The organism is Mesorhizobium sp. BR1-1-6 (genome assembly GCF_020165355.1).
GTDB lineage: Bacteria > Pseudomonadota > Alphaproteobacteria > Rhizobiales > Rhizobiaceae > Mesorhizobium.
This window is the reverse complement of the sequence record NZ_JAIUHZ010000013.1, coordinates 1-25,426: the sequence shown is the minus strand read 5'-3', so window position 1 is coordinate 25,426 and position 25,426 is coordinate 1. Positions and strand designations below refer to the sequence as shown.

General features: G+C 63.4%; 29 protein-coding genes. 15 read left to right on the top strand and 14 right to left on the bottom strand.

The genetic code is table 11. The features are described from left to right. Nucleotides 1-11 precede the first annotated feature (11 nt). The 3 genes from LB545_RS21680 (at nt 12) to LB545_RS21670 (ending at nt 3,116) form a co-directional block, all read left to right on the top strand. Nucleotides 12-1,682 (top strand): nitrite/sulfite reductase, encoded by a 1,671-nt coding sequence (locus LB545_RS21680; protein WP_224705824.1) that lies wholly within the window; start codon nt 12-14, stop codon nt 1,680-1,682. Beyond that, nucleotides 1,657-2,421, top strand: coding sequence for a phosphoadenylyl-sulfate reductase (locus tag LB545_RS21675; protein WP_140500238.1), 765 nt, complete (start codon nt 1,657-1,659; stop codon nt 2,419-2,421). Before LB545_RS21680 ends, LB545_RS21675 begins: the two co-directional genes overlap by 26 nt. Nucleotides 2,422-2,582: 161 nt before the next feature. Next, nucleotides 2,583-3,116, top strand: coding sequence for a DUF934 domain-containing protein (locus LB545_RS21670; protein WP_224705823.1), 534 nt, complete (start codon nt 2,583-2,585; stop codon nt 3,114-3,116). A 107-nt stretch (nt 3,117-3,223) separates the two neighbouring features. Here LB545_RS21670 and LB545_RS21665 read toward each other — a convergent pair whose 3' ends face one another. Beyond that, nucleotides 3,224-4,246 carry a fatty acid desaturase gene (locus LB545_RS21665; RefSeq protein ID WP_140500460.1) on the bottom strand — a complete coding sequence of 341 codons (1,023 nt, stop codon included), beginning with the start codon at nt 4,244-4,246 and terminating at the stop codon, nt 3,224-3,226. 165 nt (nt 4,247-4,411) lie between these two features. Then, entirely contained in the window at nt 4,412-4,612 is a 201-nt protein-coding gene (locus LB545_RS21660) for a hypothetical protein (RefSeq protein WP_224705822.1), read from the bottom strand. A gap of 239 nt (nt 4,613-4,851) precedes the next feature. Here LB545_RS21660 and grpE point away from each other — a divergent pair, with 239 nt between their 5' ends. Both grpE and LB545_RS21650 read left to right on the top strand, forming a co-directional pair. Next, a complete protein-coding gene (gene grpE / locus LB545_RS21655) occupies nt 4,852-5,487 on the top strand; it encodes a nucleotide exchange factor GrpE (protein ID WP_140549492.1) in 636 nt (211 codons plus the stop codon). 135 nt (nt 5,488-5,622) lie between these two features. Further along, nucleotides 5,623-6,255, top strand: a complete 633-nt coding sequence (locus tag LB545_RS21650; protein WP_224705820.1) for a trimeric intracellular cation channel family protein — start codon at nt 5,623-5,625, stop codon at nt 6,253-6,255. A gap of 110 nt (nt 6,256-6,365) precedes the next feature. Here the strand turns inward: LB545_RS21650 and LB545_RS21645 are convergent, their stop codons facing one another. The 6 genes from LB545_RS21645 to LB545_RS21620 form a co-directional block, all read right to left on the bottom strand. After that, a complete protein-coding gene (locus LB545_RS21645; protein ID WP_140500229.1) occupies nt 6,366-7,253 on the bottom strand; it encodes a GNAT family N-acetyltransferase in 888 nt (295 codons plus the stop codon). Between the two features lie 183 nt (nt 7,254-7,436). Further along, on the bottom strand, nt 7,437-9,746 hold the full coding sequence (locus LB545_RS21640) for a PAS domain-containing hybrid sensor histidine kinase/response regulator (RefSeq protein ID WP_140657284.1): 2,310 nt from the start codon (nt 9,744-9,746) through the stop codon (nt 7,437-7,439). Between the two features lie 85 nt (nt 9,747-9,831). Further along, complete coding sequence (locus tag LB545_RS21635; RefSeq protein ID WP_140513760.1) at nt 9,832-10,824, bottom strand: MDR family oxidoreductase; 993 nt, start codon at nt 10,822-10,824, stop codon at nt 9,832-9,834. 62 nt (nt 10,825-10,886) lie between these two features. Then, entirely contained in the window at nt 10,887-11,375 is a 489-nt protein-coding gene (gene lspA, locus LB545_RS21630) for a signal peptidase II (protein ID WP_140500223.1), read from the bottom strand. Between the two features lie 13 nt (nt 11,376-11,388). After that, nucleotides 11,389-12,249: a TrmH family RNA methyltransferase gene (locus LB545_RS21625; protein ID WP_140624417.1), complete on the bottom strand. Its 861-nt coding sequence runs from the start codon at nt 12,247-12,249 to the stop codon at nt 11,389-11,391. Continuing rightward, on the bottom strand, nt 12,249-13,322 hold the full coding sequence (locus LB545_RS21620) for a class I SAM-dependent rRNA methyltransferase (protein ID WP_140897255.1): 1,074 nt from the start codon (nt 13,320-13,322) through the stop codon (nt 12,249-12,251). Before LB545_RS21620 ends, LB545_RS21625 begins: the two co-directional genes overlap by 1 nt. Before the next feature lie 134 nt (nt 13,323-13,456). Here LB545_RS21620 and LB545_RS21615 point away from each other — a divergent pair, with 134 nt between their 5' ends. The 3 genes from LB545_RS21615 (at nt 13,457) to LB545_RS21605 (ending at nt 15,068) form a co-directional block, all read left to right on the top strand. After that, nucleotides 13,457-14,152, top strand: a complete 696-nt coding sequence (locus tag LB545_RS21615; RefSeq protein ID WP_224705818.1) for a helix-turn-helix transcriptional regulator — start codon at nt 13,457-13,459, stop codon at nt 14,150-14,152. 92 nt (nt 14,153-14,244) lie between these two features. After that, the gene (locus tag LB545_RS21610) at nt 14,245-14,640 is read left to right on the top strand and encodes a VOC family protein (RefSeq protein WP_224705816.1); all 396 of its coding nucleotides are present in this window, start codon (nt 14,245-14,247) and stop codon (nt 14,638-14,640) included. Next, nucleotides 14,637-15,068 carry an EVE domain-containing protein gene (locus LB545_RS21605; RefSeq protein WP_140632940.1) on the top strand — a complete coding sequence of 144 codons (432 nt, stop codon included), beginning with the start codon at nt 14,637-14,639 and terminating at the stop codon, nt 15,066-15,068. Before LB545_RS21610 ends, LB545_RS21605 begins: the two co-directional genes overlap by 4 nt. A gap of 1 nt (nt 15,069) precedes the next feature. On the opposite strand, the gene LB545_RS21600 is transcribed toward LB545_RS21605, so the two are convergent. From LB545_RS21600 to sppA, 4 genes are all read right to left on the bottom strand, one after another. Beyond that, the gene (locus tag LB545_RS21600) at nt 15,070-16,035 is read right to left on the bottom strand and encodes an ornithine cyclodeaminase family protein (RefSeq protein WP_224705813.1); all 966 of its coding nucleotides are present in this window, start codon (nt 16,033-16,035) and stop codon (nt 15,070-15,072) included. A 54-nt stretch (nt 16,036-16,089) separates the two neighbouring features. Continuing rightward, nucleotides 16,090-16,422 carry a DUF1049 domain-containing protein gene (locus LB545_RS21595; RefSeq protein ID WP_140500210.1) on the bottom strand — a complete coding sequence of 111 codons (333 nt, stop codon included), beginning with the start codon at nt 16,420-16,422 and terminating at the stop codon, nt 16,090-16,092. Nucleotides 16,423-16,475: 53 nt separating this feature from the next. Continuing rightward, nucleotides 16,476-16,760, bottom strand: coding sequence for an integration host factor subunit beta (locus tag LB545_RS21590; RefSeq protein ID WP_006200394.1), 285 nt, complete (start codon nt 16,758-16,760; stop codon nt 16,476-16,478). 80 nt (nt 16,761-16,840) lie between these two features. Next, complete coding sequence (sppA, locus tag LB545_RS21585) at nt 16,841-17,797, bottom strand: signal peptide peptidase SppA (RefSeq protein ID WP_140522514.1); 957 nt, start codon at nt 17,795-17,797, stop codon at nt 16,841-16,843. Between the two features lie 383 nt (nt 17,798-18,180). On the opposite strand from sppA, the gene lptC reads away from it, so the two are divergent. From lptC to ptsN, 6 genes are all read left to right on the top strand, one after another. Then, nucleotides 18,181-18,894: an LPS export ABC transporter periplasmic protein LptC gene (lptC, locus tag LB545_RS21580; protein ID WP_140560247.1), complete on the top strand. Its 714-nt coding sequence runs from the start codon at nt 18,181-18,183 to the stop codon at nt 18,892-18,894. After that, a complete protein-coding gene (locus LB545_RS21575; RefSeq protein ID WP_140560248.1) occupies nt 18,881-19,465 on the top strand; it encodes an LptA/OstA family protein in 585 nt (194 codons plus the stop codon). The genes lptC and LB545_RS21575 overlap by 14 nt, the downstream gene beginning before the upstream one ends. Further along, entirely contained in the window at nt 19,465-20,283 is an 819-nt protein-coding gene (gene lptB / locus LB545_RS21570; RefSeq protein WP_140500202.1) for an LPS export ABC transporter ATP-binding protein, read from the top strand. Before LB545_RS21575 ends, lptB begins: the two co-directional genes overlap by 1 nt. 195 nt (nt 20,284-20,478) lie before the next feature. Further along, nucleotides 20,479-22,005 (top strand): RNA polymerase factor sigma-54, encoded by a 1,527-nt coding sequence (rpoN, locus tag LB545_RS21565; RefSeq protein WP_140558403.1) that lies wholly within the window; start codon nt 20,479-20,481, stop codon nt 22,003-22,005. A 264-nt stretch (nt 22,006-22,269) separates the two neighbouring features. Continuing rightward, nucleotides 22,270-22,848: a ribosome hibernation-promoting factor, HPF/YfiA family gene (gene hpf, locus LB545_RS21560; protein WP_140500197.1), complete on the top strand. Its 579-nt coding sequence runs from the start codon at nt 22,270-22,272 to the stop codon at nt 22,846-22,848. Nucleotides 22,849-22,906: 58 nt separating this feature from the next. Beyond that, nucleotides 22,907-23,371, top strand: coding sequence for a PTS IIA-like nitrogen regulatory protein PtsN (gene ptsN / locus LB545_RS21555; protein ID WP_135898701.1), 465 nt, complete (start codon nt 22,907-22,909; stop codon nt 23,369-23,371). Between the two features lie 69 nt (nt 23,372-23,440). Here ptsN and LB545_RS21550 read toward each other — a convergent pair whose 3' ends face one another. Then, entirely contained in the window at nt 23,441-23,698 is a 258-nt protein-coding gene (locus tag LB545_RS21550) for a DUF1150 family protein (RefSeq protein ID WP_140685808.1), read from the bottom strand. A gap of 76 nt (nt 23,699-23,774) precedes the next feature. Further along, the gene (locus LB545_RS21545) at nt 23,775-24,200 is read right to left on the bottom strand and encodes an Hsp20 family protein (protein WP_013893014.1); all 426 of its coding nucleotides are present in this window, start codon (nt 24,198-24,200) and stop codon (nt 23,775-23,777) included. A 301-nt stretch (nt 24,201-24,501) separates the two neighbouring features. Here LB545_RS21545 and LB545_RS21540 point away from each other — a divergent pair. Then, nucleotides 24,502-25,426: nucleoside hydrolase (locus LB545_RS21540; protein WP_224705811.1), on the top strand; the 925-nt coding region annotated here is incomplete at its 3' end.

Below are 25,426 nucleotides of genomic sequence, written 5' to 3'. Positions count from 1 at the left end.
AAAGACGAAGCATGTACCGCTACGATGAGTTCGATCACGATTTTGTCCAGGCCCGCGTCGCCGAGTTCAGCGACCAGATCCAGCGCCGGCTCGCCGGCGAGATCACCGAGGACCAGTTCCGGCCGCTCAGGCTGATGAACGGCGTCTACCTGCAATTGCACGCCTATATGCTGCGCATCGCGGTGCCCTATGGCACGCTGAACAGCAAGCAGTTGCGCATGCTCGGCCACATCGCGCGCAAATACGACAAGGGCTACGGCCATTTCACCACGCGCCAGAACATCCAGTTCCACTGGCCGGCGCTGTCCGACATTCCTGCGATCCTGGCCGATCTGGCGAGTGTCGAGATGCACGCCATCCAGACCAGCGGCAATTGTATCCGCAACGTCACCGCGGACCATTTCGCGGGTGCGGCGGCCGACGAGGTCGCCGATCCGCGTCCCTATGCGGAAATCCTGCGCCAGTGGTCATCTGTTCATCCGGAGTTTTCCTACCTGCCGCGCAAGTTCAAGATCGCGGTAACCGGCGCGGAGCGCGACCGCGCCGCCATCCAGACCCACGACATCGGCCTGCACCTGAAGAAGAACGCGGCCGGCGAGCTCGGCTTCGCCGTCTATGTCGGCGGCGGCCAGGGGCGCACGCCGATGGTCGCCAGGAAGATCCGCGATTTCCTGCCGGAAGCCGACCTTTTGTCCTACTGCACGGCGATCCTGCGCGTTTACAACCTGCATGGCCGCCGCGACAATAAGTTCAAGGCGCGCATCAAGATCCTGGTCCACGAGACCGGCGTCGAGGAGATCACGCGCCAGGTCGAGGCGGAATGGCAGCAATTGAAGGACGCCGAGTTGAAGCTGCCGGAAGCAGACATCCGCGCCATCGACGCCTATTTCGCGCCACCAGCGCTGACCGCGCGGCCGGACGGCGACGAGGCTGTAAAGCTGGCACGCCTCGATTCCAAGGGCTTCTCGGATTGGCTCGACCAGAACGTGGTGACGCATCGCCACCCCGACTATGCGGCGGTGACCATCTCGCTGAAGGGTATCGGCGAAGTGCCGGGCGATGCGACCGACAGCCAGATGGAAGCGATTGCCGATATCGCCGAGAAGTATGGATACGACGAGTTGCGCGTCAGCCACGAGCAGAACCTGATCCTGCCGCATGTGGCGCGCGCCGACCTGAAGGCGGTCTATGACGCGCTGGTCGATATCGGCCTGGCGACCGCCAATTCGAACCTGATATCGGACATCATCTCGTGCCCGGGCCTCGACTATTGCGCGCTGGCCACAGCGCGTTCGATCCCGATCGCGCAGGAGATCTCGCGTCGCTTCGCCTCGCTGGAGCGGCAGCGCGAGATCGGCGAGTTGAAGCTGAAGATCTCCGGCTGCATCAATGCCTGCGGCCATCACCATGTCGGACATATCGGCATTCTCGGAGTCGAAAAGAAAGGCACCGAGCTGTACCAGGTGACGCTTGGCGGTTCGGCCGACGAGAACACTTCGGTGGGCGAGATCATCGGCCGCGGCTTCTCGTCGGAAGAGATCACCGACGCCATCGAGCAGATCGTCGAGACCTATCTCGGCCTTCGGCTCAACTCACAAGAGAAATTCATCGACGCCTACCGCCGTGTCGGTCCCGCGCCGTTCAAGGAGGCGCTCTATGCTGGCGAAGCCAAGGCCGCTTGACCCTATCGTCGACGCCGATGACGGCATCGCCGCCAAAGCGGCGGGGTTTGACGCGCTTTACGGCCACCTGAATCCGCTCGACATCATCGAACGCGCGGCAGGCGACCTGTTTCACGATGAGATTGCCGCGGTGTCTTCCTTCGGTGCCGATTCGGCCGTGCTACTGCACATGATTTCCGAAGTCGATCGCTCGCTGCCGGTCATCTTTCTCGATACTGGCAAGCATTTCGAGGAGACGCTCGGCTATCGCGACGCCCTGGTCGCCGATTTCGGGTTGACCAACATCCAGGTGATCAAGCCCGACGAGGCAGCACTCGAGCGGATCGATCCGACCGGCAATCTGCACCAGACCAACACCGACGCCTGCTGCGACGTGCGCAAGGTCGAGCCGCTGGCACGGGGCGTGGCGCCTTTCCGCGCCTGGTTCACCGGCCGCAAACGCTTCCAGGCCTCGACGCGCGCAGCACTTCCGGTGTTCGAGGCGGTCGGCCCACGTATCCGCATCAATCCGCTGGCGCACTGGACGACGTCGGACCAGGCGGACTACATGCGCGCGCATGCACTGCGGGAAAATCCGCTGGTCGCCTATGGCTATCTGTCGATCGGCTGCTTCCCGTGCACCCAGCCGGTGCAGCCGGGCGAGGACGCGCGCAGCGGCCGCTGGGCCGGCCATGCCAAGACCGAGTGCGGCATTCACCTGTCGGGACTGGAGAAGTCGCTGACCGACGCATCGTTATAGGGTATGCTGATATTCAGGTGAGGCCGGCCTGCAAACGGCGGCTTCGGGGGCTCACGTACTACAAGTACGCTCCGCTCCGGCTCTCGGAAGCTACCGTTTTCGACTCGGGCCTGCTTGAATCTCCACACCCCCTTGAGCTCTTTGAATTTTAGGAAATTTCGATGACTGAACCGACGATACCGGAGACCCGCCTCTGGACCCCGACGGGTTTTCGGGAGGATGAGTGGGCTCATGCCGAAGGCGCGGAAGCGCTGTCCGGCAATGGCCGCTTCATCCTGCCGCTGCAGGCGTTTCTCGATCTCGATCCGGAGGTGCGCCGGTCGGCCAAGGAAAGGATCGGTGTCGTGCTGCAACCCGGCGATCAGCTCGAAAGGATTGCTGGCCTGCTCGACCAACTGTCGCTGGTGGCGCTGGCTTTTCCGTCGTTCAGCGATGGCCGCTCCTTCTCAAAGGGCGAATTGCTGTGCAGCCGACATCATTTCGAAGGTGCCGTGCGCGCCACCGGCCAGGTGCTGGTCGACCAACTGCCGCATATGCTGCGGCTCGGTTTCGATGAATTCGAAATCTCCAATCCCGTGCTCTTGAAGCGGCTGGACGAAGGCCGCACCGGCGGATTGGGACTCTACTACCAGCCTGCCGCCGTGCCGAAGCCCAAGGGACCAAAATACTCCTGGCGTCGGCTGCGTGCCGGCTGACGTCACGACACTTCCAGCGACAGGTTTGCGGCCGCCTGTCCTCTCCCGTCACGACGACAGGAGGTGCCGCCGGCGGATCGGGGACAGCAGAGCCAGGCAGAAGATGGCTACGCCGCCATCCGTGCCTGGCGAAACGACACCAGCTTGCCGCTGTTTTCATCCCACAGCGCCAGCTTGACGCAGCGCAGGCTCTCAAGAAGGGTGATGCGGCCTATGCCGCGCAGTTCCGGATAATCGCGCAGCACTTCCTGCAGGCGGTAGCCTGGCACCTTCGCGGAGAGGTGATGGACATGATGGACACCGATGTTGCCGGTGAACCAGTTCAGCACCGGCGGCAGGTCATAATAGGAGGATCCGTGCAAGGCGGCACGCTGGAACTCCCACTCATCGTCCTTCGCCCATTCGGTCTCCTCGAACTGGTGCTGGACATAGAACAGCCAGATGCCGGCGGATCCGGCAAGGATGACGATCGGCAGGTGGACGACCAGAAAAGCGCCAATACCGACGAACCATATCAGGATCGACGCTGCCAGAACGATGGCGAGGTTGGTGGCCATCGAGGATACCCAGGGCTTCAGGCCACCGCGCATCATCCCGACCGGCAGCCTTTGCTCGAAGATGAAGAGCCATATCGGCCCCAGTCCGAACATGACCAAGGGATGGCGATAGAGACGATAGGCGAGGCGACCTCTCCAGGACATCCGCCGGTACTCCGCGACCGTCAACGTCTTGATATCGCCAACGCCGCGCTCGTCGAGATTACCCGCGCTGGCATGATGGGTGGCATGAGCACTCCGCCAGCAATCATAAGGCGTCAGCGTAAGCACGCCCAGGACGCGGCCTATCCAGTCATCGGCGGTGCGGTTGGCGAAGAAAGATCCGTGCCCGCAATCGTGCTGGATCATGAAAATCCGCACCAGGAAGCCCGCCGCCGGCAAGATCAGCACCAGCCCCCACCAATGGCCATAGGCAAAGGCGATCGAGGACAGCGCCCAGAGTGCTGCGAAAGGGATCAGGGTGATCGCCAGTTCGACGGCGCTGCGCCGCCTGTCCGGCTTCTTGTAGCGCGCCAGGATCTTCAACCAGGCGCGCTTACTGTTGGCGGCAGTCTCAGGGGAAATCATGTTCATCATGAAGCATAGGCGGAGGGGCCCGGCTCCCGCAAGGCTAATCACGAGAAATTACCGCGCGTAATTGTCGCGATGGGGCGCGGGATCCTCGATCCAGCCCGCGACTTCAGGTTCTGTTCTAACCCTTGCAACTCTGCCAACCCGGATCGCATCCGGTCACATGCATCAATGGCGCGCGCCGCCAGCCATGCTGTTTTCCAGGCCGTCGAGACGTTCGAGCTGGTGCCGGAAGCGGTCGGGAATGTCTTTCTCGGCGCGAAAGGCCGGCAGCGCATGCAGAAAGCGTCTCACCGCCGCCGTGCCTAGCTGGCGCCGGATTTCGGCGGCGATCCGATCTTTCTTTTCGCCCTTGTCGCGGGGTGTCATTTCAAAAATCCTGTGTCGGTTCGAAAATCCTCCAGCCAGCAAATGGTTCCCCGATCGCGCCGCCGGGGCAAGCAAAGGTGGAAGCTATGGTAAAGTTTGAATTAAAATCGAAGCATCGCACTGATCGCCATTCGGTTTGAACGGCTGGGCGCGTGCCTTCGCTTACCCCTTGATTTTTGCCCACCAAACCTCGATATCGGGCTCAAAATCCACACTATTCGAGATGATGGGAAACGGCGATGAGCGACCAGGCAAAAGACGAACGCGCGCCCGACGAAATTGAGGCGACCGAAGCCAATGCCGAGCGCACGGAAGGTGGCGTCGATGGCGATTATGAAGCGGTTGTGCGGCTCCTGAAGGAGAATGAAGAGCTGAAGGACAGGGCGCTTCGCGTTGCGGCCGAGATGGAGAACCTGCGTCGCCGCACCGCGCGCGACGTGCATGACGCGCGTACCTATGCGGTCGCGAACTTCGCCCGCGACATGCTGTCGGTTTCGGACAATCTGCGCCGCGCGCTGGACGCTATTCCCGCCGAGGCCAAGGCGTCCGGCGATGCGGGTTTCAAGGCGCTGATCGACGGCGTCGATCTCACCGAGCGTGCCATGCTGTCCGCACTGGAGCGGCACGGCGTCAAGAAGCTCGCGCCGGAAGGCGAGAAGTTCGATCCCAATTTCCACCAGGCCATGTTCGAAGTGCCCAATCCCGATGTGCCGGCCAACACGGTGGTGCAGGTCGTGCAGCCGGGCTATTCGATCGGGGAGCGGGTGCTGCGCCCGGCCATGGTCGGCGTTGCCAAGGGCGGCCCGAAACTCGCCGCTGGCGAAGCGCCGGTCGAGCCGGGGCCCGTCAACGAGCAGGCGGAGAAGGATGCGTAGTTGGCGGAATAGGGAATAGGGCAGTAAGGCAGTAAGGCAGTAAGGCAGTAAGGGGCGTATCAACAGTACGGCTTCGTGCTAAACATACTCCCCTACTCCCCTACTCCCCTGCTGCCTTACTCCCTGGTCCCGCCCTTGAACCCCATCGCGCTTCTCGACTATGCCGGCGTTGCGGTCTTCGCGGCGACAGGTGCGCTTGCCGCGTCGCGCAAGCAGCTCGACGTTATCGGCTTCCTTTTCCTGGCGTGCGTCACCGGCATCGGCGGCGGCACTCTTCGCGACCTCATCCTTAACCTGCCGGTTTTCTGGATCGCCAATTCCAGCTATGTGCTGATCTGCGCGGCGGTTGCGGTGCTGGTCTTTTTCAGCGCGCACCGTGTCGAATCCCGCTGGAAGTGGCTGCTCTGGCTCGACGCCGTCGGGCTGGCCGCTTTTTCGGTGATGGGTGCGGCCAAAGGGTTGGCCATCACCGGTTCGCCGGTCGTTTCCGTCATCACCGGCGTGCTGACCGCCACATTCGGCGGCATCCTGCGCGACGTGCTGGCAGGGGAGCCTTCGGTGCTGTTGAGGCCGGAAATCTATGTTACGGCCGCCCTGGTTGGCGCGTCGATCTTCACATTGGGCGATGTCGCCGGACTGCCGCAGATCGTGTCAGGCTTGGCCGGTTTCGCCGCGGCATTCGCCGTGCGCGGCGGCGCGCTCAAATTCGGCTGGTCGTTTGCGTCCTACAAGAGCCGGCCCGGCAGGCGGCCGGAGGATATTTCGTGAGAGAAGGGATTAGGGGTTAGTGATTAGTGAGTAGTGAGTAGTGATTAGGGTTAATCAGTAGGTGTAAATTATGATGTCTTCACTACTGACTACTGACTACTGACTACCGATCACGCCGCAAAACGCTGCGCTTCCCCGCCGTAATAATTGACGTAGCGGGCGCCGATCTCCTTGACCGGCATCACCACGAACACATCGACCGTCGAGAATTCACGATCGATGACGCAGCCGTCGCCGATGCGGGCGCCGACCCTGAGATAGCCCTTGACCAAGGGCGGCATCGCAGCGATCGCTGCCTTGGCATTGACCGCCTCGATCGGCATCAGGTCCATGGAACAATAGCGCCCGGCGACGGCGCGCACGTCCCAGGCCGAATTCGTGCGGCAGTGATGCGCCAGATAGGTGAGCGCCTCGGCATGGGCCGCCGGCACCGTGCCCTGGAAAGACGCACAGCCGGTCATCACGCCAATGCCGTAGTGGTTGATGTAGGCCCAGATGCCTTGCCACAATGCCTCGATGGTGCGCTTCGAACGGTATTCCGGCAGGACGCAGGAGCGGCCGAGCTCGAGAAAGCGCTGGCCGGGGTGACGGGCGATGAGCTTGGTCAGCTCGAACTCGCCTTCGGAATAGAAGCCGCCGGCGGCCGCAGCGATTTCTTGCCGCAGCAGCCGGTAGGTCCCGACGATGCGGCGATGTTCGGGGCCGGAAAGCGAGGTATCGAAGACGAGCAGGTGATCGCAGTGCGGATCGAAGCGGTCGGCATCACGGCGGTCCTGCACCTGAAACAGGTTCTTCCTGGCGCCAAGCTCGTCGTAGAATACCCGGTAGCGCACTTCCTGCGCGGCCGCGATCTCGGCCTCGTTGCGGGCCAGCCGCACTTCGAGGTTGCCGATACGGCCGAGCGCTGCGCCCTTTGTGACGGAATCGACATTGCGCCCGGCAAGCAAGGCGCCGCCGGCGTTCGGCCGAGTGTCACATTCCGGCATAACTGTATGCACGAGTGATTCTCCTTCGAGCCATCCCTCTTGGCACGGGGATACGGTGTAGGTGCAACAGGATTGTGACAGTACCGTGATACGGCGTCGCGGGCAATACTTCGTCGGCTGGCGAATACGGTCAACCGGCTACGTTATGCAAAAGCAAGGTGGCGCCGCTCGGCAGGAGATGGATGAAAAAAAGTCTCAGGCGGCGACCTGCCCCTCGATGGCGTCGACCAGTGCATCGGGGTCGAGCGGCTTGGTGACAAAGCCGCTGGCGCCGTGGGCGAGCACCGCATGGCGGGTCTTTTCCTGGCTGTCGGCCGACAGCACCATGATGGGCACTGGCGGCACGGCGGTCTCCTCCTCATGACGGCGGATGGCGGCGATGGCGTCCATCCCATCCATCACCGGCATGTGCAGGTCCATCAGCACCACGTCGAAGCGGTGTTTGTGTCCGGCACCGGTAACGGCCTCGACCGCCGCCTTGCCGTTGCCGACAACCTTGACGCGATGACCGGCCTTCAGCAGCGTGGCGCGAGCGAGCATGGCGTTGATGTCATTGTCCTCGGCGATCAGCACCGACAGGCCACGCTGGCGATCACTGGCGGCGCGAAGCGCCGGCGGGTGGGGCTTTTCCGGCCGTGTCGGGGCAAGCGCCGGCGCATGACTGCTCAGAAGCACACGCAAAAGTGTTCCGCCTCGCACCGGTCTGGCGAGGAAGGTCGCGTAGCCGCTGGCGCGGAACTCGCCGAGCATGCCGCGATCGGTCGGGGCGATCAGCGTGATGGCTTCGCAATCGGAAAAACCGCTTTGGCGCAGCCGCTTGAGCAGTCTTCCGTCGCCCTCTTCCATGGCCGCGTCGACCAGCAGCACGTCGCAATCGCCGGAGAACGATGCCGCCTGCGCCACGGTGGTGGCGATATCGACCGCGCCGCCGTTGGCGCGGATGCTGCGGGCGATGGCGTCGGCCTCGACGATATTTCTCGACAGGATTACCGCGTGCCTGCCCTGAAGCGCGTCCACCCGGCCGGGTGGTGGCTCGCTCGCGGAGATGGCCGGGATATCGAAGACGAATTCCGAACCCTGACCCAACCGGCTGGAGACGGAAATCGTGCCGCCCATGGCGGTCACCAGGCGCTTGGAGATGGCAAGACCGAGACCGGCTCCGCCATGCGCGCGCGTCGAGGTACCGTCGGCCTGCTCGAACTCCTCGAAAATGCGCTCCATGTCGTCTTCATGCAGGCCTGGCCCGGTATCCGCGATGGTGAAGCATATGCGGTCGGTGGTTTCAGTGCGGGCGCGCGCTATACTCACCAGCACGCCGCCGCTGTCGGTGAACTTGATGGCGTTGCCGATCAGGTTGAGCAGCACCTGCCTGACCCGGCCCGGATCTGCGGTGATCAATTGCGGCACGTCGGGCTCGACATGGCAGCCGAGGCCGATATCCTTGGAGAAGGCGCGCGCGGCGAGGAGCTCGACAACGTTGTCGGCGATCTCGCGCACCGACATTGGCTGCGGTTCGGGATCGAAGCGTCCCGCCTCGATCTTGGAATAGTCGAGCAGGTCCTCGATGAGGGCCAGCAGCGCGCTGGCCGAGGTCGAAATGGCGCCGACATAGGTCTGCTGCTCCGGCGACAGGCTGGTATCGGCCAACAGCCTGGCCATGCCCATGATGCCGTTCATCGGCGTGCGGATTTCATGGCTGACAGTGGCGAGGAAGCGCGATTTGGCCTGGCTTGCGTATTCGGCCCGCTCGCGCGCGGTGATCAGCGAGGATTCGGCACGCTTGCGGGCGGTGATGTCGCGGGCGATGGCGCGATGCGAGACAGAACCGCTGTCCTTGTCGCGCACCGACAGTTCGATCCACGAGAACCAGCGCGAACCGCCAGGGGTGCGGATGGCGACGTCGGTGGAACTCAGGCATTCATGGTCGGAAAAGGCGGCGTCGGGAACGATACCGACTTCGATGCCAAGTTCCGCCAGGGTCTTGCCGGCGAGGTCGCGCTGGTCGAGCTCGACGAGATCGGCGAACACCTTGTTGGCATAGACGATATAGCCGTCGCGGTCGCGATGAATGACGAGATCGCCAAGCGCGTCGATCAGGCCGCGAAAGCGCTCTTCGCTCTCCTGCATCTCCCACATGCGATCGGCCAGCGTCTCGATCTCGGCACGGCTGCGAGCCGTGGTTTCATCAAGCAGCGCGGCGGTGCGGTATTCGTTCCTTCTGGCGCGCAGGTGCAGGCCGAAGCCGGCAAGGCCGGTCGCCAGCAAAGCGAGGCTGATGAAGATCGGTGCGCCGGTCAGGTGCGTCAGCCCCGCCAGCATGATGATGGCGACGAAGGTCAACAGCGGCAAGCCTTCGCGGCCGGCCAATCGCGGCTGATTCCTGGCCTGTTGCGGCTCAGGCGCCAGCGGCGGTGCGGCGACGAACCGCCGCGCCGACGCCGGCGCGGGTACCGCATCGACGTCTTCGCCAGTCTCCGCTTCCTGGATGCCGGATTCCGCGACCATGCGAAAACCCTACCGGACAGAAATTATGGAAGCCTACGGGGGATCGTTCGAATTTTAGCGGATAGGTTGTTTTACCCCGGCGAACTCACTGCATGTCTACGACGACGCGGCCGCGGATCTTGCCGTCGACGATGTCGCGCGCGGCGTCGATGATGTCGTCGAAGCCGATGGTCGTGGACAGGCTGGCGAGCTTGCGCAGATCCAGGTCGGCGCCGATGCGGCGCCAGGCCTCGAGCCGCACCGGTTTCGGCGCCATCACCGAATCGATGCCGAGCAGCGAAACGCCGCGCAGGATGAAAGGTGCCACGCTCGACGGCAGGTCCATGCCGCCGGCCAGGCCGCAGGCCGCGACGGCACCGCCATAGGAGGTCATAGAGAGCACATTGGCCAGTGTGTGGCTGCCGACGGAATCGATGCCGCCCGCCCAACGCTCCTTGGCGAGCGGCTTGGTCGGCTGGCTGAGTTCGTCGCGCGATATCACCTCCGCGGCGCCAAGATCGATGAGATACGGGCTTTCGGCATTGCGCCCTGTCGAGGCAATGACGTGATAGCCCAGGCTGGACAGGATGGAGACCGCGACCGAGCCGACGCCGCCGGCCGCGCCCGTCACCACCACGGGCCCGCGATCGGGCACGATGCCGTGCCGCTCCAGTGCCATGACGCACAGCATTGCGGTATAGCCGGCGGTGCCGACCGCCATCGCGTCATGCGCGCTGATGCCGTCGGGGAGCGGCACCAGCCAGTCGCCGTTGACGCGGGCGCGCCCGGCATAGGCGCCAAAATGCGTCTCGCCGACACCCCAGCCGTTCAGGATGACCTTGTCTCCCTTGCGCCAGTCGGGATGGGAAGAGGATAAGACCGTTCCGGCGAAATCGATGCCTGGCACCAAGGGCCAGCGGCGAATGACCGGCGCCTTGCCTGATATTGCGAGCCCATCCTTGTAGTTCACCGTCGTCGCTTCGACTGCGACGGTGACGTCACCGTCCATGAGATCGGCTTCGGTGAGGTCGGTCACCGCCACCGACTGTTTCTTTTCGGCGTCGCGCGAAACGAGGATGGCTTTGAAGGTTTCGGGCATTTTTCTCTCCTCGATCTATCGACGTTTGGACTCTGCTGCGGCGGCCGCGCCGGGTCAATCGGTCAGGCGTCGGGACCCTGGGGCTTGGGCTGGCGCCGCCAGCCCAAAACTTCGTCAAGCACGACCAGCGCGGCGCCGACCGAAATGAAGGCATCGGCGAGATTGAACACGGCGAAGGACCAGACCGGAGTGTGGAACAGGATGTAGTCGATGACGTGGCCGTAGACGGCGCGGTCGATCAGATTGCCGAGCGCGCCACCGATGATCAGGGCAAAGCCGGTGCGGGCAATAACATGGCCCGCTGGCGTGTGCGTGGCCAGATAGAGCACGAAGGCGACGACGAGAACGGCGATGATCACCAGCCCGGTATCGCCGAAGGATGAGAACATCGAGAAGGCGATGCCGGTATTATAGGTGCGAAACAGCGCCAGGAAGGGCAGGAGATCGAGCTTTTCCTGAAAGGGAAGGCCGATCTCGACCAAATGTTTTATCCACTGGTCGAGCGCGATGGCCGCGACGACCAGCAGCGCATAGGGAGACCATGATTTCACGATTGGGCAACCCTCATTGCGAATCCACCATAGGGTCCAGTTTCAGCGCGCCGCGGCGGATCTCGAACAGCATGACGCCGGTGGCGACGGCAAGATTGAGCGAATCGGCACGCCCTGCCTGCGGAATCCTGAGCAGCCTGTCGCAACTCGCCGCCAGGCTTTCGGGCAGGCCTTGCTGTTCATTGCCCATCATCAGCAGCACCGGCCCCCGGGAAAAATCCACCGAGCGGTAGTCGACCGCGCCTTTGAGGTGCGTGCCGGCGACGAGGCCCGAAAACCCGCCGCGCCAGGCGAGGAATGCCTCGGTCGTCGCCTTGGCCACCGGAACGGCGAAGATAGAGCCCATGGTGGCGCGCACCGTCTCCACCGAAAAGGGATCGGTGGTGTCTCCGACCAGGATCACGCCCTTCGCGCCTACGGCGTCCACCGTGCGGATGACGGTGCCGAGATTGCCGGGATCGCGCACCCGGTCGAGCGCCACCCAGACATCGCCATTGTCGGCGCGGATATCCTTCAGGGCCAGGAATTTCTGCGAGAAAACGCCGATCACCATTTGCGGATTGTCGCGGCGGGTTATGGCGACAAGCACTTTTTCCGAGACTTCAAGCACCGTGCCGCCGGAAGCCACCGTGCGCGCAGCGACCTTCTCAACCGCCGCGTTGCCGCGTCCGGCCTTGGCGAAGACCAGGGTCCTGATCTGCCAGCCGAGGTCGAGCGCATCGATGACCAGCTTCAGTCCCTCGGCCATGAAGGCGTTCTGCTGGTCGCGGAATTTTTTCAAGGCTAGCGCCTTGATGTCCTTGACCAGCGGATTGGCGAGGCTGGTGACCTCTTTCACCTGCCCGACCGGACGGGCGCCGTCATATCCACTCATCAGGCCACCCAGCGCGAGAACAGCGAGGTCGACAGCGCGCGGCCCGCCGATTTTTCGCGGATGATCAATTCGCCCGATTCAACCCTGCCGCCCATGCCGGCAAAGGTGTCGCGCATGAGGGCATGGATGGCGAAGAAGGAGGCGCGGATCGAATAAGCGGTCAGCACCACGGCAAGCGGTTTCGGGGTCAGGATCGATCGGCAGAGATCGGTCAATGCCGGCAGGTCCTCGAACAACTGCCAGACCTCGCCCTTGGGGCCGCGGCCATAGGCGGGCGGGTCGAACAGAACGATGTCATAGCGGCTGCCGCGGCGCTCCTCGCGCTCGGCGAATTTCACCGCGTCTTCGACGATCCAGCGGATCGGCTTGTTGCCAAGCCCGGCCATCTCCTGGTTTTCGCGGGCCCAGCCGATCGCCTTTTTCGAGGCATCGACATGAGTGACCTCGGCGCCGGCGCGCGCCGCCACCAGCGAGGCAAGGCCGGTATAGCCGAACAGGTTGAGCACCTTGACCGGCCGCCTGGCCGCCGCGATCAGTCCGGCCATGTGATCCCAGTGCGAGGCCTGCTCGGGAAACACGCCGACGTGGCGAAACGAGGTGAAGCGGCCGAGATAGTCGATGCCGTCGTGCTTCATAGGCCAGGTCTCGCCGAGCGGCGTCCCGGGGAAGCGCCAGCGGCCAATGCCTTCCTCGTCGGTATCGCCGGTGAAGACAGCGTCGGCGCGGTCCCATTCCCTTGCCGGTAGCGCCTTCTGCCAGATCGCCTGGCCCTCGGGGCGGACGATCCGATAAGGACCGTATTGTTCGAGCTTCTGGCCGGCGCCGCTGTCAAGCAGCGCATAATCGGCATTGGGCGCCACTTCGAGGATCAGCGGAAGCTGTTCGGCCGGAAGAGCGCCGTCGCGACGGGCCAGGATGCGGGGCGCCGACTTCTGCTCGGGGCGCTCGTCGACCTTGGCCTCGGGCCGCTCCTGCGGCCTGGCCGTTCCACGGCCTTCATGCGGACGCACCCGTTGTGCACCGCTTTTTGCGGGCGGACGGCTGTCGCGGCGTTTGTCGCGAAAAGATTTCAAGCAGGAGCATCTCCGAGGCGTGGCCGCTTTTGACATAGGGCAACCGGCTTCGCAACCAAGTCCGCCGCGCAAGCGTCGCCTGATCATGTCGGCTTGCGATGGACCAATGTCAAAGAAACAGGCAAATCTTCGATATGTCCCGCTCCGAACGCCTGCTCGACCTGATCCAGACATTACGCCGGCATCGCATGCCGGTGAGCGGGCAGTCGCTCGCCGACGAACTCGGGATTTCAATTCGCACGCTTTACCGCGACATCGCAACGCTGCAGGGCCAGGGGGCGCCGATCGATGGCGAGGCGGGGCTCGGCTATGTGCTGAAGCCCGGATTCATGCTGCCGCCGTTGATGTTCAGCGACGAGGAGATCGAGGCAATTGTGCTCGGTTCGCGCTGGGTCGCCAAGCAGCCGGATTCGCGGCTTTCGGTAGCGGCCGTCAACGCGCTTGCCAAGATCGCGTCGGTGCTGCCGGATGATCTGCGCGAGGATCTCGACGCCACCGCACTGCTGGTCGGGCCGCCCAGCGGGACTGTCGAAGGCATCGATCTCGGCCTGGTGCGGCAGGCGATCCGCAACGAGCGCAAGCTGGACTTCTTCTATCGCGATGCCGGTGGCGCGGGCTCGCGGCGCATCGTGTGGCCGTTCGCGCTTGGGTTCTTCGACAAGGTGCGGGTCGTGGTGGCGTGGTGCGAAATACGGCAGGATTTCCGGCATTTTCGCGCCGACCGCATAGCCGAGCTCAAGACGACGGATCTGCGCTATCCGCGCCGCCGTCAGGCGCTGCTGAAGGAATGGCGGGCGACGCTCGACACCCCACGGCAGGAGCGGTTGTAAGCTGTCTACGGCGCCTCTCGTTACGCATACTGCCAGAATCTGACAGTGGCGCGCTTTATGTCTGTCCTGGTCGAAACCCCTGGAGAACAGACATGGTCACCCCCAATTTCGTCATCCTCTACGTCGACCAGCCGCAGCGTAGCGGCGCCTTCTACAGCGCTCTGCTCGGCCGCGAGCCGGTCGAAAGCGCGCCGACATTCGTGCTGTTCGTGCTCGCCAACGGTTTCAAACTCGGTCTCTGGTCGAGGCATACGGTGGAACCGGCGGCGGCAGCGACCGGTGGCGGCGCCGAGATCGTCTTTGCCCTGGATACGCCCGAGGCAGTCGATGCCGCCCATGCCGACTGGTCCGGACGTGGGCTGAAAATCCTGCAGGCGCCGACCGACATGGATTTCGGCCGCACCTTCGTTGCGCTCGATCCCGACAACCATCGCCTGCGGGTCTACTGGCTGTCGGACGGGCAGCAGGCCGACGGGGAGCAGGAATGAGCGCGTATTGGATCGCGGTGGCGTCGGCGCAGCACGTCCGGCGCGGCCGCGAGGGCGGCTTTATGCAGGTCAACCACGGCAAGGCGGCGCCGCTGCGGCGGATGCAGCCCGGGGACGGCATTGTTTATTATTCGCCGACAACGATTTTGGGCGAGAAAGACGGGCTGCGGGTGTTCACGGCGATCGGCACGGTACGGGAGGGAGAACCCTATCAAGGCGACATGGGCGGCGGCTTCACGCCCTTTCGCCGCGACGTCGACTGGGCGGCGGCCGGGGAAGCGCCGATCAAGCCATTGCTCGACAGGCTGGACTTCACGGCCGGCAAGCCGAATTGGGGGTATCAACTGCGCTTCGGCCTGTTCTCGATAAGCGCGGCCGATTTCGCCGTAATCGCCGAAGCTATGGGCGCTAACCAGCCGGGACAGTAAGCTAGGTCCTGAGCGCCTTGTAGACGGCAATGCCGGCGGCAAGGTCCTCGAGCGCGGCGCCGACCGACTTGAACAGCGTGATCTCGTCGGCGCTCCGGCGCCCTTGCTTCTGACCGCGCGCCAGCTCGTGCAAATCGGCTATGATGGCTTCCGATTTCAGCACGCCGGAAGCGAGCGGTATGACGATGTCGCCCGCTTCCTTGGTGGCGCCGGCGCGGGTGTCGACATAGACCCGGGCGCGCCCTATCGCCTCGTCGTCGCTTTCGCGCATTGTCGGGGTGAAGCCGCCGACCATGTCGACATGGCTTCCCGGCTTCAGGCGGGCGCCCTTGATCAGCGGATCGGTGGCGATCGTCGCCGACGAGACGATATCGGCCTGGCCGAGCTCGGCGTCGAGATCGGTCGCTGCGCTCGCCGCGAAGCCCTCGGCGCGCAGTCCGGCGGCGACCTTCTCGGCGTTGTCCAAGGTGCGATTCCAGATGCGGATGGTCCTGATCGGCCGCACGGCGCAATGCGCCTTGGCGAGGAATGGCGACAGCGCACCGGCCCCGATCACCAGCAGCCGGGAAGCGTCTTCGCGCGCCAGATAGGATGCGGCGAGCGCCGAGGCGCAGGCCGTGCGCCATTGCGTCAGCCGCTGGCCGTCGATCAGGGCCTCCGGTTCGCCGGTGGCGCCGTTGAGCAGGAGATAGACCCCCATCACCGCCGGTTTGCCGATGGCATTGTTGTCGGGCGAGACGGTAACGATCTTGACGCCGATGTGTCCCCCGGCCGAGATGCCGGCTGCGTTGAAGTCGGTCCAGGCCGGCATCAGCAGCAAGGTCGAGGCCGCACCGTCCGGCCGTTCGACCGTGTGATGGTGCCGGACAGGTTGCACCGCGCCGTCACGGAAAGCCACGCGCAGCGTCTCCACTAGGCCCGGGAAGGTCAACGACTGGTCGACCTCTGCGGCCGAAATGGTCAGCATGGGAAACTCCGTGAAGAAAATCGCGGGCCCGAGAACCCACAGCCCGTGCGGCGGTCAGTTGGTCGGCTTCGGCAGCACCGGTCCCTGCGGTGTCGACGGGGTGCGGCCGATCGCCTGGCGCAGGTTCTCGGCCTCGACGCCGCGCTGGCGCGCCAGCTTGCGGTAGCGTCCCTGCTTGACCCAGGTCGCCAGGCTGCCGACGACCATGCCGACGGCGAGGGCCAGGAACAGGAAGATGAACAGCGGCAAAGTGAGCGTCAGCGCCGGATTGCCGGGATTGAATGGATCCAGCGTGAAGGCGACGAGTTCGCGATTGGCGACGGCCAACGCGATCAGGATGATCGCCAGGGGCACGAAGACCACGATGAGCATGAAGCGATTGAGCATGATGTTTTCCGTCGGAAACCGACCTCCCGGGAAGGGCCGGTCTGGCGTCGCGCCTACTTTCCGCCATTCAGCCTTTCGCGCAGTTCCTTGCCGGTCTTGAAGAAAGGCACCCATTTCTCCTCGACCTCGACGGATTCACCAGTGCGCGGGTTGCGGCCGGTGCGGGCGGGGCGGTTTTTCACCGAAAAGGCGCCGAAGCCACGCAATTCGACCCGGTTGCCTTCGGCGAGCGCGTCGGTGATCTCGTCGAAAATCGCGCCGACGATGTTTTCAACGTCGCGCAGGAAAAGATGCGGATTGCGCGTGGCAATAATCTGCACAAGTTCGGACTTGATCATCGGACGGGTCCCCTGAAATCGGTGCGGTCGAAATTATGAGGATGATTTTGTTTGCTTTTTCATCCACCCCAAACGGCATCTCAAGGGTGCCAGACGGAAACGAGACCGTCAAGAAACAAGCGGTCGGCGCCAAGTTCATGGATGATATCGCCGCTGTAGTCCGGCAGGCCGAGCGCGCCGGCGATCGTGCGCACCATCGCTTTGGAAAACAGGAAGCCGCCGCGCCGCTCCGTGTCCTTCCATTCGACCACCTTGAGTTTCGAGTCGACGCCCTTGGTCGCCAGCCAGTCGATCGCCTCGGTCTCGCCGCCGACGGCGTCGATCAGGCCGTTGGCGACCCCTTGGCGACCGGTGAAGATCGATCCGTCGGCGAGCGCCAGCGCTTGCTCGCGGGTCATCTTGCGGCGTTCGGCGACGATGCCGACGAACCAGTCGTAGCTGTCGAGGATGAGCTTGCGGACCATGGCGCGCTCGTCGTCGTTGGTCGGCTTGAAAGGCGAGGGCGAGGCCTTGAGCGGCGAGGATTTCACTTCCTCCAGCTTGACGCCGAGCTTGTCCATCAGGCCGCTGACATCAGGATACTGGATCAACACGCCGATCGAGCCGACGATCGAGGTCTTGCGGGCGACGATGTGATCGGTGGCGCTCGCGATCATGTAGCCGGCCGACGCGGCGAGCGTGCCGACCTCGGCCGCGACAGGCTTGTCGGCGGCGAGCTTGCGCACCTCCTCATAGATCGATTCACCGCCGACGGTGGTACCGCCGGGGGAATCGATGGCGAGGATCACGCCTTTCACCCTCGGCGACTTGCGGATGGCTTCCAGCCGCTCGATCAGTTCGTCGTCCTCGGTTATGGTGCCTTCGATCCTGACCTTGGCGATATGATCGACGGCCGAGCCGCCGAAATCGTCGCGATAGAACCAGGCCGAGATCGCAATGACGCCGAGCGCAACGATGGCGATGGCCGCAGCGCGCCAGAAGGTCAGCTTACGCCGCAAGCGGCGGCGGTCGATCAGGTCGTCGGCTCTCAATGCCATGGTCAGCCTCACGGTCGATGGAAAGAGATGCTTTTAGACCATGACGTCCCGGTCTGGAAGCAGTTCCGTCTGCGCATGACGCGGCAATCCGCGCGCGGCGCACGCGAGGCAAGTGCGCGTCAGCGTCCGCCAAGACGTCGGTTTCGTGATTGGTCCGTGAAACGAACGGCAGATAAGGGGAGAGCCGATGGTAACGAAAAATGTACGCCAGACGTCTATTTCTGCTATGAAGCAGGGCTGTCGGTGTTGATCCGTTCTGATCTGCACGACAGCAACTGTCACATTTTCGCGGTTTTCGTCGGCTTGTGCTTGCTTGAAAGCGCCGACGTCCCACCTATAGGCGGTGTTGCCCGGCGGGGCAGGGGTTTTAGAAGAAAGCAGTTATGTTAGCGCGAACGAGTGAAGCGAGCAGCACCGAGACGGAGTTGGCTCCCCCGGCGGACGGCCCGGCGAGGGGGGACGCGTTCGATCGCGCACGGCGGCATTCGCGCCGGGTGCGCGTGCTCAAATTCGCCGTGCCGGTGCTGGCGGCGTTGATCGCCATTGCCTTCCCGGTCTATTCCTACCTCGCCGCACCGGTGTCCGTCGCGGTCCAGGCGGAAGGCACCGCCTTTTCCAACGGCAAGCTGGTGATGGCCAACCCCAAGCTCAACGGCTTCACCAAGCAGAAATTGCCCTATTCCATGACGGCATTGCGCGCCATACAGGACGTCAGCACGCAAGGCATCATCGAACTCGACGGCATCGACGCCAAGGTGCCGATCGCGGCCGACAATGTCGCTGCGATCAAAGCCACGCATGGCACCTACGATCGCGACGGCAATACGATGCACCTGACCAGCGACGTCACGATCGCCACGACCGACGGCCTTCAGGCCAAGTTCAAATCGGTCTTCCTCGACATGGGCAAAGGCACTATGAAGACGGATGACCCCGTGGACGTCAGCCGTGACGGGTCGCAGATCACCGCGAATTCCTTGTCGGTGCAGGACAATGGCAAGGTTCTGGTGTTCGAGAACAAGGTGCGCGTCAATATCGATCCCGCCAATCTGAAGGCGGCAGAGGCAAAGGGCGAAGAAGCGAATGTGGCTCATTAGTTCGACACGGCTTGCCGCCGCAGCTTCGGCGCTGCTCTTGCTGGGGCTTGCGCCGGCGCAGGCGCAATCCAGCGCCGAGAGCGCGTCCGGGCTCAAACTGTCGGGCGACAAGCCCATCCAGATCGAGAGCGACAAGCTGGAGGTCCGGCAGGCGGACAACGTCGCCGTGTTCACCGGCAACGTCACGGTCGTGCAGGGACCGACCCTGCTCAAGTCCGGCAAGATGATGGTCTACTACGTCAAGGACCCGAACGCGGCCGCAAAGGGGACGGAAGCAGCGGGAGCGGCGATGACCGGCTCCGCCAACATCGACCACCTTGAAGTCAGCGGAAAAGTTTACATCAAGTCGAATGACCAGATCGCGACCGGTGACAATGGCACCTTCGACATGAAGACGCAGGTGCTGGTCCTGTCCGGCAAGGAAGTGGTGCTGTCGCAAGGCCCCAATGTCCTCAAGGGCTGCAAGCTCACCGTGCAGATGAAGACCGGCCTCGCCAATGTCGACGGCTGCGGCGGACGTGTCATCATGTCGATGACGCCACCGCCGAAATCGGGAGCGACGAACCCCTGATGGCCAGCCTGTCGTCGCTGACGGCGCGTCTTCCGGGGCGGGCCGCCGGCAAGGTTTCGGCTCCGGCCACGGTCACCGCCGATAAGGCGAAGTTCAAGGGAACCTTGATCGCCAAGGGCCTGACCAAGAGCTACAAGGGTCGCAAGGTGGTCAGCGGCGTCACGCTCGGGGTGCGTGCCGGCGAGGCCGTCGGGCTGCTCGGTCCGAACGGTGCCGGCAAGACCACCTGTTTCTACATGGTCACCGGCCTGGTGCCGGTGGACGAGGGCACGATCGAGATCGACGGCTTCGATGTCACCTCCATGCCGATGTACCGGCGTGCGCGTCTGGGCATCGGCTATCTGCCGCAGGAGGCCTCGATCTTCCGCGGCCTCAGCGTCGAGCAGAACATTCGCGCCGTGCTGGAAGTGGTCGAAAAGAGCCGCAAGGAGCGCGAGCGCAGCCTCGACGAACTGCTCGAGGAGTTCCATATCAGCCATTTGCGCAAGGCGCCGTCGATGTCGCTTTCCGGCGGCGAACGTCGGCGCCTGGAGATCGCGCGTGCGCTGGCCACGCGCCCGGCCTACATGCTGCTCGACGAGCCTTTCGCCGGCATCGACCCGATCGCCGTCGCCGACATCCAGCAACTGGTGCGTCATTTGACGGCGCGCGGCATCGGCGTGCTCATCACCGATCACAATGTGCGCGAGACGCTCGGCCTGATCGACCGCGCCTACATCATCCATGCCGGCCAGGTGCTCACTCATGGCCGGGCCGATGAAGTGGTCGCAAATCCCGACGTGCGGCGGCTCTATCTGGGCGAGGGATTCACGCTTTGAGCGTGAAATTTGTTTCCTGACGCGATTTTTTTCCTGTCAGGGGCCGCTTTCTCGCGATTTTGCTCCGGGATAACGCTCCGGTAAGCGGGTTTTGCTAGCGTTTGCCTTGACAAGCAAAAGCCGGGCCAGTTTCTATCGGTTCGCGAAAATTCCTTCCGGCAGTCCGGATGCAGACGAGGCGTTTGAAACCGAACCATGGCGTTGGCGGCGAAACTACAGCTACGACAGTCGCAGTCGCTGGTGATGACGCCGCAGCTGATGCAGTCGATCCGGCTGCTGCAGTTCACCCATGCCGAACTCGAGCACTTCATCGACGAGGAGATCGAGCGCAACCCGTTGCTGGAGCGCGCCGAGCCGCAGGACGACGCCGCCAGCGACCAGGCGCCGAGGACCGAGGCGGCACCGGAAACGGCCGACGACGGCGACTGGTTCGAGACCGAAGCGGGATGGAGCGCCGAGGCGATCTCGGAAAAGCTCGACACATCGCTGGAGAACCTGTTCCCGGACGACCCGGGCACCAGCGAGCGGCTCGGACCAGACCTCACGGCACAGTGGAAATCGGCGACCGGCAATGGCGGCACGTCCTCGTCCGAAGGCTTCGATGCCGGCGACATGGCGGCGACGGCGATCACGCTGCGCGATCATGTCAGCGAGCAGATCGCGCTCGCTTTCGCCGATCCGGCGGCGCGCCTGATCGCCGGCGAACTCGCGGACGGCCTCGACGAGACCGGCTATATGCGCGCCGATATGGCTGAGATAGCCTCGCGCCTTGGTAGCGGCGCCGACGCCGTGGCCAAGGTGCTGTCGGTGTGCCAGACCTTCGAGCCGGCCGGCCTGTTCGCCCGCGACCTTGCCGAATGCCTGTCGCTGCAACTTGCCGTGCGCGACAGGCTCGATCCGGCGATGAAGGCGCTGATTGCCAATCTCGAACTCCTGGCGCGCCGCGATTTCCACACGCTGAAGCGGATCTGCGGCGTCGACGAAGAGGACCTGCTGGACATGCTGGCCGAGATCCGGGCGCTCGATCCGCGGCCGGGCATGGCATTTTCGGGGGGCGCCAGCGACGCCGTCATTGCCGATGTCGAGGTGCGCGCGGCCAATGACGGCAGCTGGACGGTCGAGCTCAACGCCGAAACGCTGCCGCGCGTGCTGGTCGACCACATCTATTTCGCCCAGGTTTCGCCGCACGCCAAGAACCAGGCCGAAAAGGATTTCCTGGCCGAGTGCCTGCAGAACGCCAATTGGCTGACGCGCAGCCTCGATCAGAGGGCAAAGACCATTCTCAAGGTCGCATCGGAGATCGTGCGCCAGCAGGATGCCTTCCTCGTCCATGGCGTGCGCCAGCTGAAGCCGCTCAACCTGCGCACGGTGGCCGACGCCATAGGCATGCACGAATCGACCGTCAGCCGGGTCACCGCGAACAAGTACATGCTGACGCCGCGCGGCGTGTTCGAACTGCGCTATTTCTTCACCGCCTCGATCGCCTCGTCGGGCGGTGGCGAGGCGCATTCGTCGGAAGCGGTGCGTGACCGCATCAAGCAATTGATCGACGAGGAAAAAACCGTCGACGTCCTGTCCGACGACGCGATCGTCGACATGTTGCGCGAAAGCGGCGTCGATATCGCCAGGCGTACGGTCGCCAAATACAGGGAAGGCATGAATATCCCGTCCTCGGTGCAGCGCCGGCGCGAGAAGCGGGCCCTTGCCAGCGCCGGGCGCTAGGTTCGGCGATTTCCACAGGGTTCGTGCTTCATTGACAAGCTGCGGTGAAGTGGCTAGAAGCCCGCCCGCATGAGACGGGCTCGGCGCCCGCTAGCGGATGGTCCGTCACGACAATGGCCTAGGGATGGTCAAGAAGGCGGCTTGTGATCAACCGGAAAGTTTGGATTTAAATCGGCGCGAGTGACGCCGCAAAGCTTGTGCGCACGGACCACGAGTATAAACTCCGGCCAGTTTGAAGCCTGAGCAAGGAAGGTCAGTTTTCAGATGAATCTGCGCATATCGGGAAAACACATGGATATCGGCGATGCGTTCCGTACGCGCATCAACGATCGTGTCGGCGAGGCGATCGGCAAATATTTCGACCGCGGCTTTGCCGGACATGTCACCGTCATCAAATCGGGCTCGCGCTATTCGGCGGATTGCATGATCCGGCTGGATTCCGGCGCTTCGCTGCAGGCGACCGGCGATGCCCAGGACCCGACGCTGGCTTTCGAGGCCGCGGCGGATCGTCTGGAAACCCGGCTTCGGCGCTACAAGCGCCGGCTGAAATCGCACAATTCGGGCAATGGCGAGCTCACCGATATCGCCTACACGGTGATGGCGCCACTCGCCGATGACGACGAGGACATTCCGGAGGATTTTGCGCCGGCCATCGTCGCCGAATCGACCATGACGCTGAAGACCATGTCGGTGGCGTCGGCGGTCATAGAACTCGACACAAAGGACAGTCCGGTCTTCGTCTTCCGCAACGCCGGAAACAATCACGTCAACATCGTCTATCGCCGGCCGGATGGGAACATCGGCTGGATCGATCCGTCCACGACCAAGGTCGCACAGGGATAAAACCGGCCGCACGAGGGGTGGGGACTGGTGACGGCAGGCGAACAAGGGATTTTCAAGTATGGATCTGAGCGATCTCATCAACGTTCCGGCGATATTGCCGGCGTTGAAGGCGAACTCCAAGAAGCAGCTTCTGCAATTGCTGTCGGAGAGGGCGGCCGCGATTTCCGGCATTCCGGAGCGGGAAGTGTTCGACACCATCCTGCAGCGCGAGCGGCTCGGCTCGACCGGGGTCGGCAACGGCATCGCCATTCCGCACGGCAAGCTGGCCGGCGTGAAGCGCATCGCCGGCGTGTTCGCCCGCCTGGAGACGCCGGTCGATTTCGAGGCGCTCGACGACCAGCCGGTCGACCTGGTGTTCCTGCTGCTGGCCCCTGAAGGGGCCGGCGCCGATCATCTGAAGGCGCTGTCGCGCATCGCGCGGGTGCTGCGCGACGCCGATACGGTGGCCAAGATCAGGGGAACGCGCGACGCCGTGGCGATCCACGCGCTTTTATCGGACACCCAGGCCTCGCACGCGGCCTGACGTTTTCTGGACAAACGATGGTCGAGGGCCGCCACGGGCGGCCCCGTTCGTTTTCAGCGGAAAATCGCCTTAATGAATGGCGACCGTGGTCAGGTCGTTTTCCATGGCGCCGGCCAGCGCGCGATCGCGCGCATCCGAAAGCAGGATCGGCTGGCCGTTGGCGGCAAACAGCGCCCACAATTCCATGCCGGGCGCGATTTCGCCAATGCCCGGGAAACGGCCGAGCAGTTCCTCGCTCGTTACCTTGCGCAGATAAGCGACCGAGCCCTCGCCGAGATGGGCGAATTCACCGCTGGTCATGGTGGGATTTTGGTCAGTTCTGGTCATTTCAAGCCTCCTTGGCGCGAGACGCCGCCCTGGTCCTGGGCAGTAGGCCATCCCGCATGAGAGCCATCGGCAAAGATCAGTCTTTCACCGATATGTTTATTTTCCGTACCAGCCGCTCGGACTCGGGCCGATCGAGATCGATCGACAAAAGGCCGTTCTTCAGCTCCGCCGCGATCACCCGCATGCCGTCGGCCAGCACGAAGCAGCGCTGGAATTGGCGTGCGGCGATGCCGCGGTGAAGAAATTCGCGCTCGGTATCGTCGGTCTGACGACCGCGCACGACCAACTGGTTTTCCTCCGTGGTGACATCGAGATCGCTTTCGGCGAAACCGGCGACAGCGAGCGTGATGCGCAGCCTTTCGGCCTTGCCGTCGGCGCCGCTGAGCCGCTCGATGTTGTAAGGAGGATAGCTGTCACCGGATTTCGCCAAGCGCTCCAGCGTCTTTTCCATGGCGTCGAAACCCAGGAGAAGCGGACTGGAGAAAGGCGTCATTCGGCTCATGTTACATTGTCCTCTCAAGAGCGACATAAACTGGAAAAACCCAGATGGCATTTTTCCCGATGGTCTTGATATGGTCCGCCCCACGACCAAGTTCAAGCCATCAAAACACCCGCCCAAAAAGACCACGTCGTGGACTCACAAGAATGATCGACATGGCGCTTGAAACGGCAGTGAGATGCAAGGAGAAGCGCTGCGCCGGGATTCGTCCCCCGGGCGGAGCGGTTCGGCAGCTCAAGGCCGGTTCGATGCGTTTCGCATGCTCGCTCGGACGCATGGGCTCATGGCCAAACAAGGAATTGAAATGCCCCAAACACGCAAGATCATCATCGACACGGATCCTGGCCAGGACGATGCCGTCGCCATATTGCTGGCGCTTGGCAGCCCCGAGCTGGAGATCGTCGGCATATCAGCCGTAGCCGGCAACGTGCCGCTGAACCTTACCGAAAAGAACGCCCGCAAGATCTGCGAACTGGCCGGCCGACCCGACATCAAGGTCTATGCCGGCGCCGTCCGTCCCCTGGCGCGTGAACTGGTTACGGCCGAGGCGGTGCATGGCCAAACTGGCCTCAACGGGCCACGATTGCCCGAACCGACGATGAAGCTGCAGGATAAGTACGCCGTCGATTTCATCGTCGAGACGCTGATGAAGGAAGAGAGCGGCAGCATCACGCTGTGCGCTCTCGGGCCGCTCACCAATATCGCGCTGGCGCTGATCCGCGAGCCGAGGATCGCGCCGCGCATCAAGGAAATCATCCTGATGGGCGGTGGCTTCTTCGAAGGCGGCAATGTCACGCCGGCGGCCGAATTCAACATTTATGTCGATCCGCACGCGGCCGAGGTGGTGTTGAAATCCGGCATTCCGATCGTGCTGATGCCGCTCGACGTCACCCACAAGGCGCTGACCACCGCCAAGCGCACCCAGGCCTTTCGCAAGCTCGGCACCAAGGTCGGTACCGCAACGGCCGAGATGCTGGAGTTTTTCGAGCGTTTCGACGAGGAGAAATACGGCACCGATGGTGGGCCGCTGCATGACCCCTGCGTCATCGCCTACCTGTTGAAACCGGAGCTGTTCAAAGGCCGCAACTGCAATGTCAGCGTAGAAACCAGCTCGGAACTGACTATGGGCATGACCGTGATCGACTGGTGGGGCGTCACCAAGCGGGAAAAGAACGCCAAGGTGATGGGCGACATCGACCATGACGGCTTCTTCGCGCTGTTGCTGGAAC

What these genes read in the sequence shown, in the direction of transcription:
- LB545_RS21550 (WP_140685808.1), bottom strand. Translation starts at nt 23,698, where the DNA reads ATGACCAGAACTGACCAAAATCCCACCATGACCAGCGGTGAATTCGCC.
- LB545_RS21680 (WP_224705824.1), top strand. Translation starts at nt 12, where the DNA reads ATGTACCGCTACGATGAGTTCGATCACGATTTTGTCCAGGCCCGCGTC.
- LB545_RS21675 (WP_140500238.1), top strand. Translation starts at nt 1,657, where the DNA reads ATGCTGGCGAAGCCAAGGCCGCTTGACCCTATCGTCGACGCCGATGAC.
- sppA (WP_140522514.1), bottom strand. Translation starts at nt 17,797, where the DNA reads ATGGCATTGAGAGCCGACGACCTGATCGACCGCCGCCGCTTGCGGCGT.
- LB545_RS21545 (WP_013893014.1), bottom strand. Translation starts at nt 24,200, where the DNA reads ATGAGCCGAATGACGCCTTTCTCCAGTCCGCTTCTCCTGGGTTTCGAC.
- LB545_RS21575 (WP_140560248.1), top strand. Translation starts at nt 18,881, where the DNA reads ATGTGGCTCATTAGTTCGACACGGCTTGCCGCCGCAGCTTCGGCGCTG.
- lptC (WP_140560247.1), top strand. Translation starts at nt 18,181, where the DNA reads ATGTTAGCGCGAACGAGTGAAGCGAGCAGCACCGAGACGGAGTTGGCT.
- ptsN (WP_135898701.1), top strand. Translation starts at nt 22,907, where the DNA reads ATGGATCTGAGCGATCTCATCAACGTTCCGGCGATATTGCCGGCGTTG.
- LB545_RS21625 (WP_140624417.1), bottom strand. Translation starts at nt 12,249, where the DNA reads ATGAGTGGATATGACGGCGCCCGTCCGGTCGGGCAGGTGAAAGAGGTC.
- LB545_RS21670 (WP_224705823.1), top strand. Translation starts at nt 2,583, where the DNA reads ATGACTGAACCGACGATACCGGAGACCCGCCTCTGGACCCCGACGGGT.
- LB545_RS21600 (WP_224705813.1), bottom strand. Translation starts at nt 16,035, where the DNA reads ATGCTGACCATTTCGGCCGCAGAGGTCGACCAGTCGTTGACCTTCCCG.
- lptB (WP_140500202.1), top strand. Translation starts at nt 19,465, where the DNA reads ATGGCCAGCCTGTCGTCGCTGACGGCGCGTCTTCCGGGGCGGGCCGCC.
- LB545_RS21610 (WP_224705816.1), top strand. Translation starts at nt 14,245, where the DNA reads ATGGTCACCCCCAATTTCGTCATCCTCTACGTCGACCAGCCGCAGCGT.
- LB545_RS21595 (WP_140500210.1), bottom strand. Translation starts at nt 16,422, where the DNA reads ATGCTCAATCGCTTCATGCTCATCGTGGTCTTCGTGCCCCTGGCGATC.
- LB545_RS21635 (WP_140513760.1), bottom strand. Translation starts at nt 10,824, where the DNA reads ATGCCCGAAACCTTCAAAGCCATCCTCGTTTCGCGCGACGCCGAAAAG.
- grpE (WP_140549492.1), top strand. Translation starts at nt 4,852, where the DNA reads ATGAGCGACCAGGCAAAAGACGAACGCGCGCCCGACGAAATTGAGGCG.
- hpf (WP_140500197.1), top strand. Translation starts at nt 22,270, where the DNA reads ATGAATCTGCGCATATCGGGAAAACACATGGATATCGGCGATGCGTTC.
- LB545_RS21640 (WP_140657284.1), bottom strand. Translation starts at nt 9,746, where the DNA reads ATGGTCGCGGAATCCGGCATCCAGGAAGCGGAGACTGGCGAAGACGTC.
- LB545_RS21665 (WP_140500460.1), bottom strand. Translation starts at nt 4,246, where the DNA reads ATGAACATGATTTCCCCTGAGACTGCCGCCAACAGTAAGCGCGCCTGG.
- LB545_RS21605 (WP_140632940.1), top strand. Translation starts at nt 14,637, where the DNA reads ATGAGCGCGTATTGGATCGCGGTGGCGTCGGCGCAGCACGTCCGGCGC.
- LB545_RS21590 (WP_006200394.1), bottom strand. Translation starts at nt 16,760, where the DNA reads ATGATCAAGTCCGAACTTGTGCAGATTATTGCCACGCGCAATCCGCAT.
- LB545_RS21615 (WP_224705818.1), top strand. Translation starts at nt 13,457, where the DNA reads ATGTCCCGCTCCGAACGCCTGCTCGACCTGATCCAGACATTACGCCGG.
- LB545_RS21660 (WP_224705822.1), bottom strand. Translation starts at nt 4,612, where the DNA reads ATGACACCCCGCGACAAGGGCGAAAAGAAAGATCGGATCGCCGCCGAA.
- rpoN (WP_140558403.1), top strand. Translation starts at nt 20,479, where the DNA reads ATGGCGTTGGCGGCGAAACTACAGCTACGACAGTCGCAGTCGCTGGTG.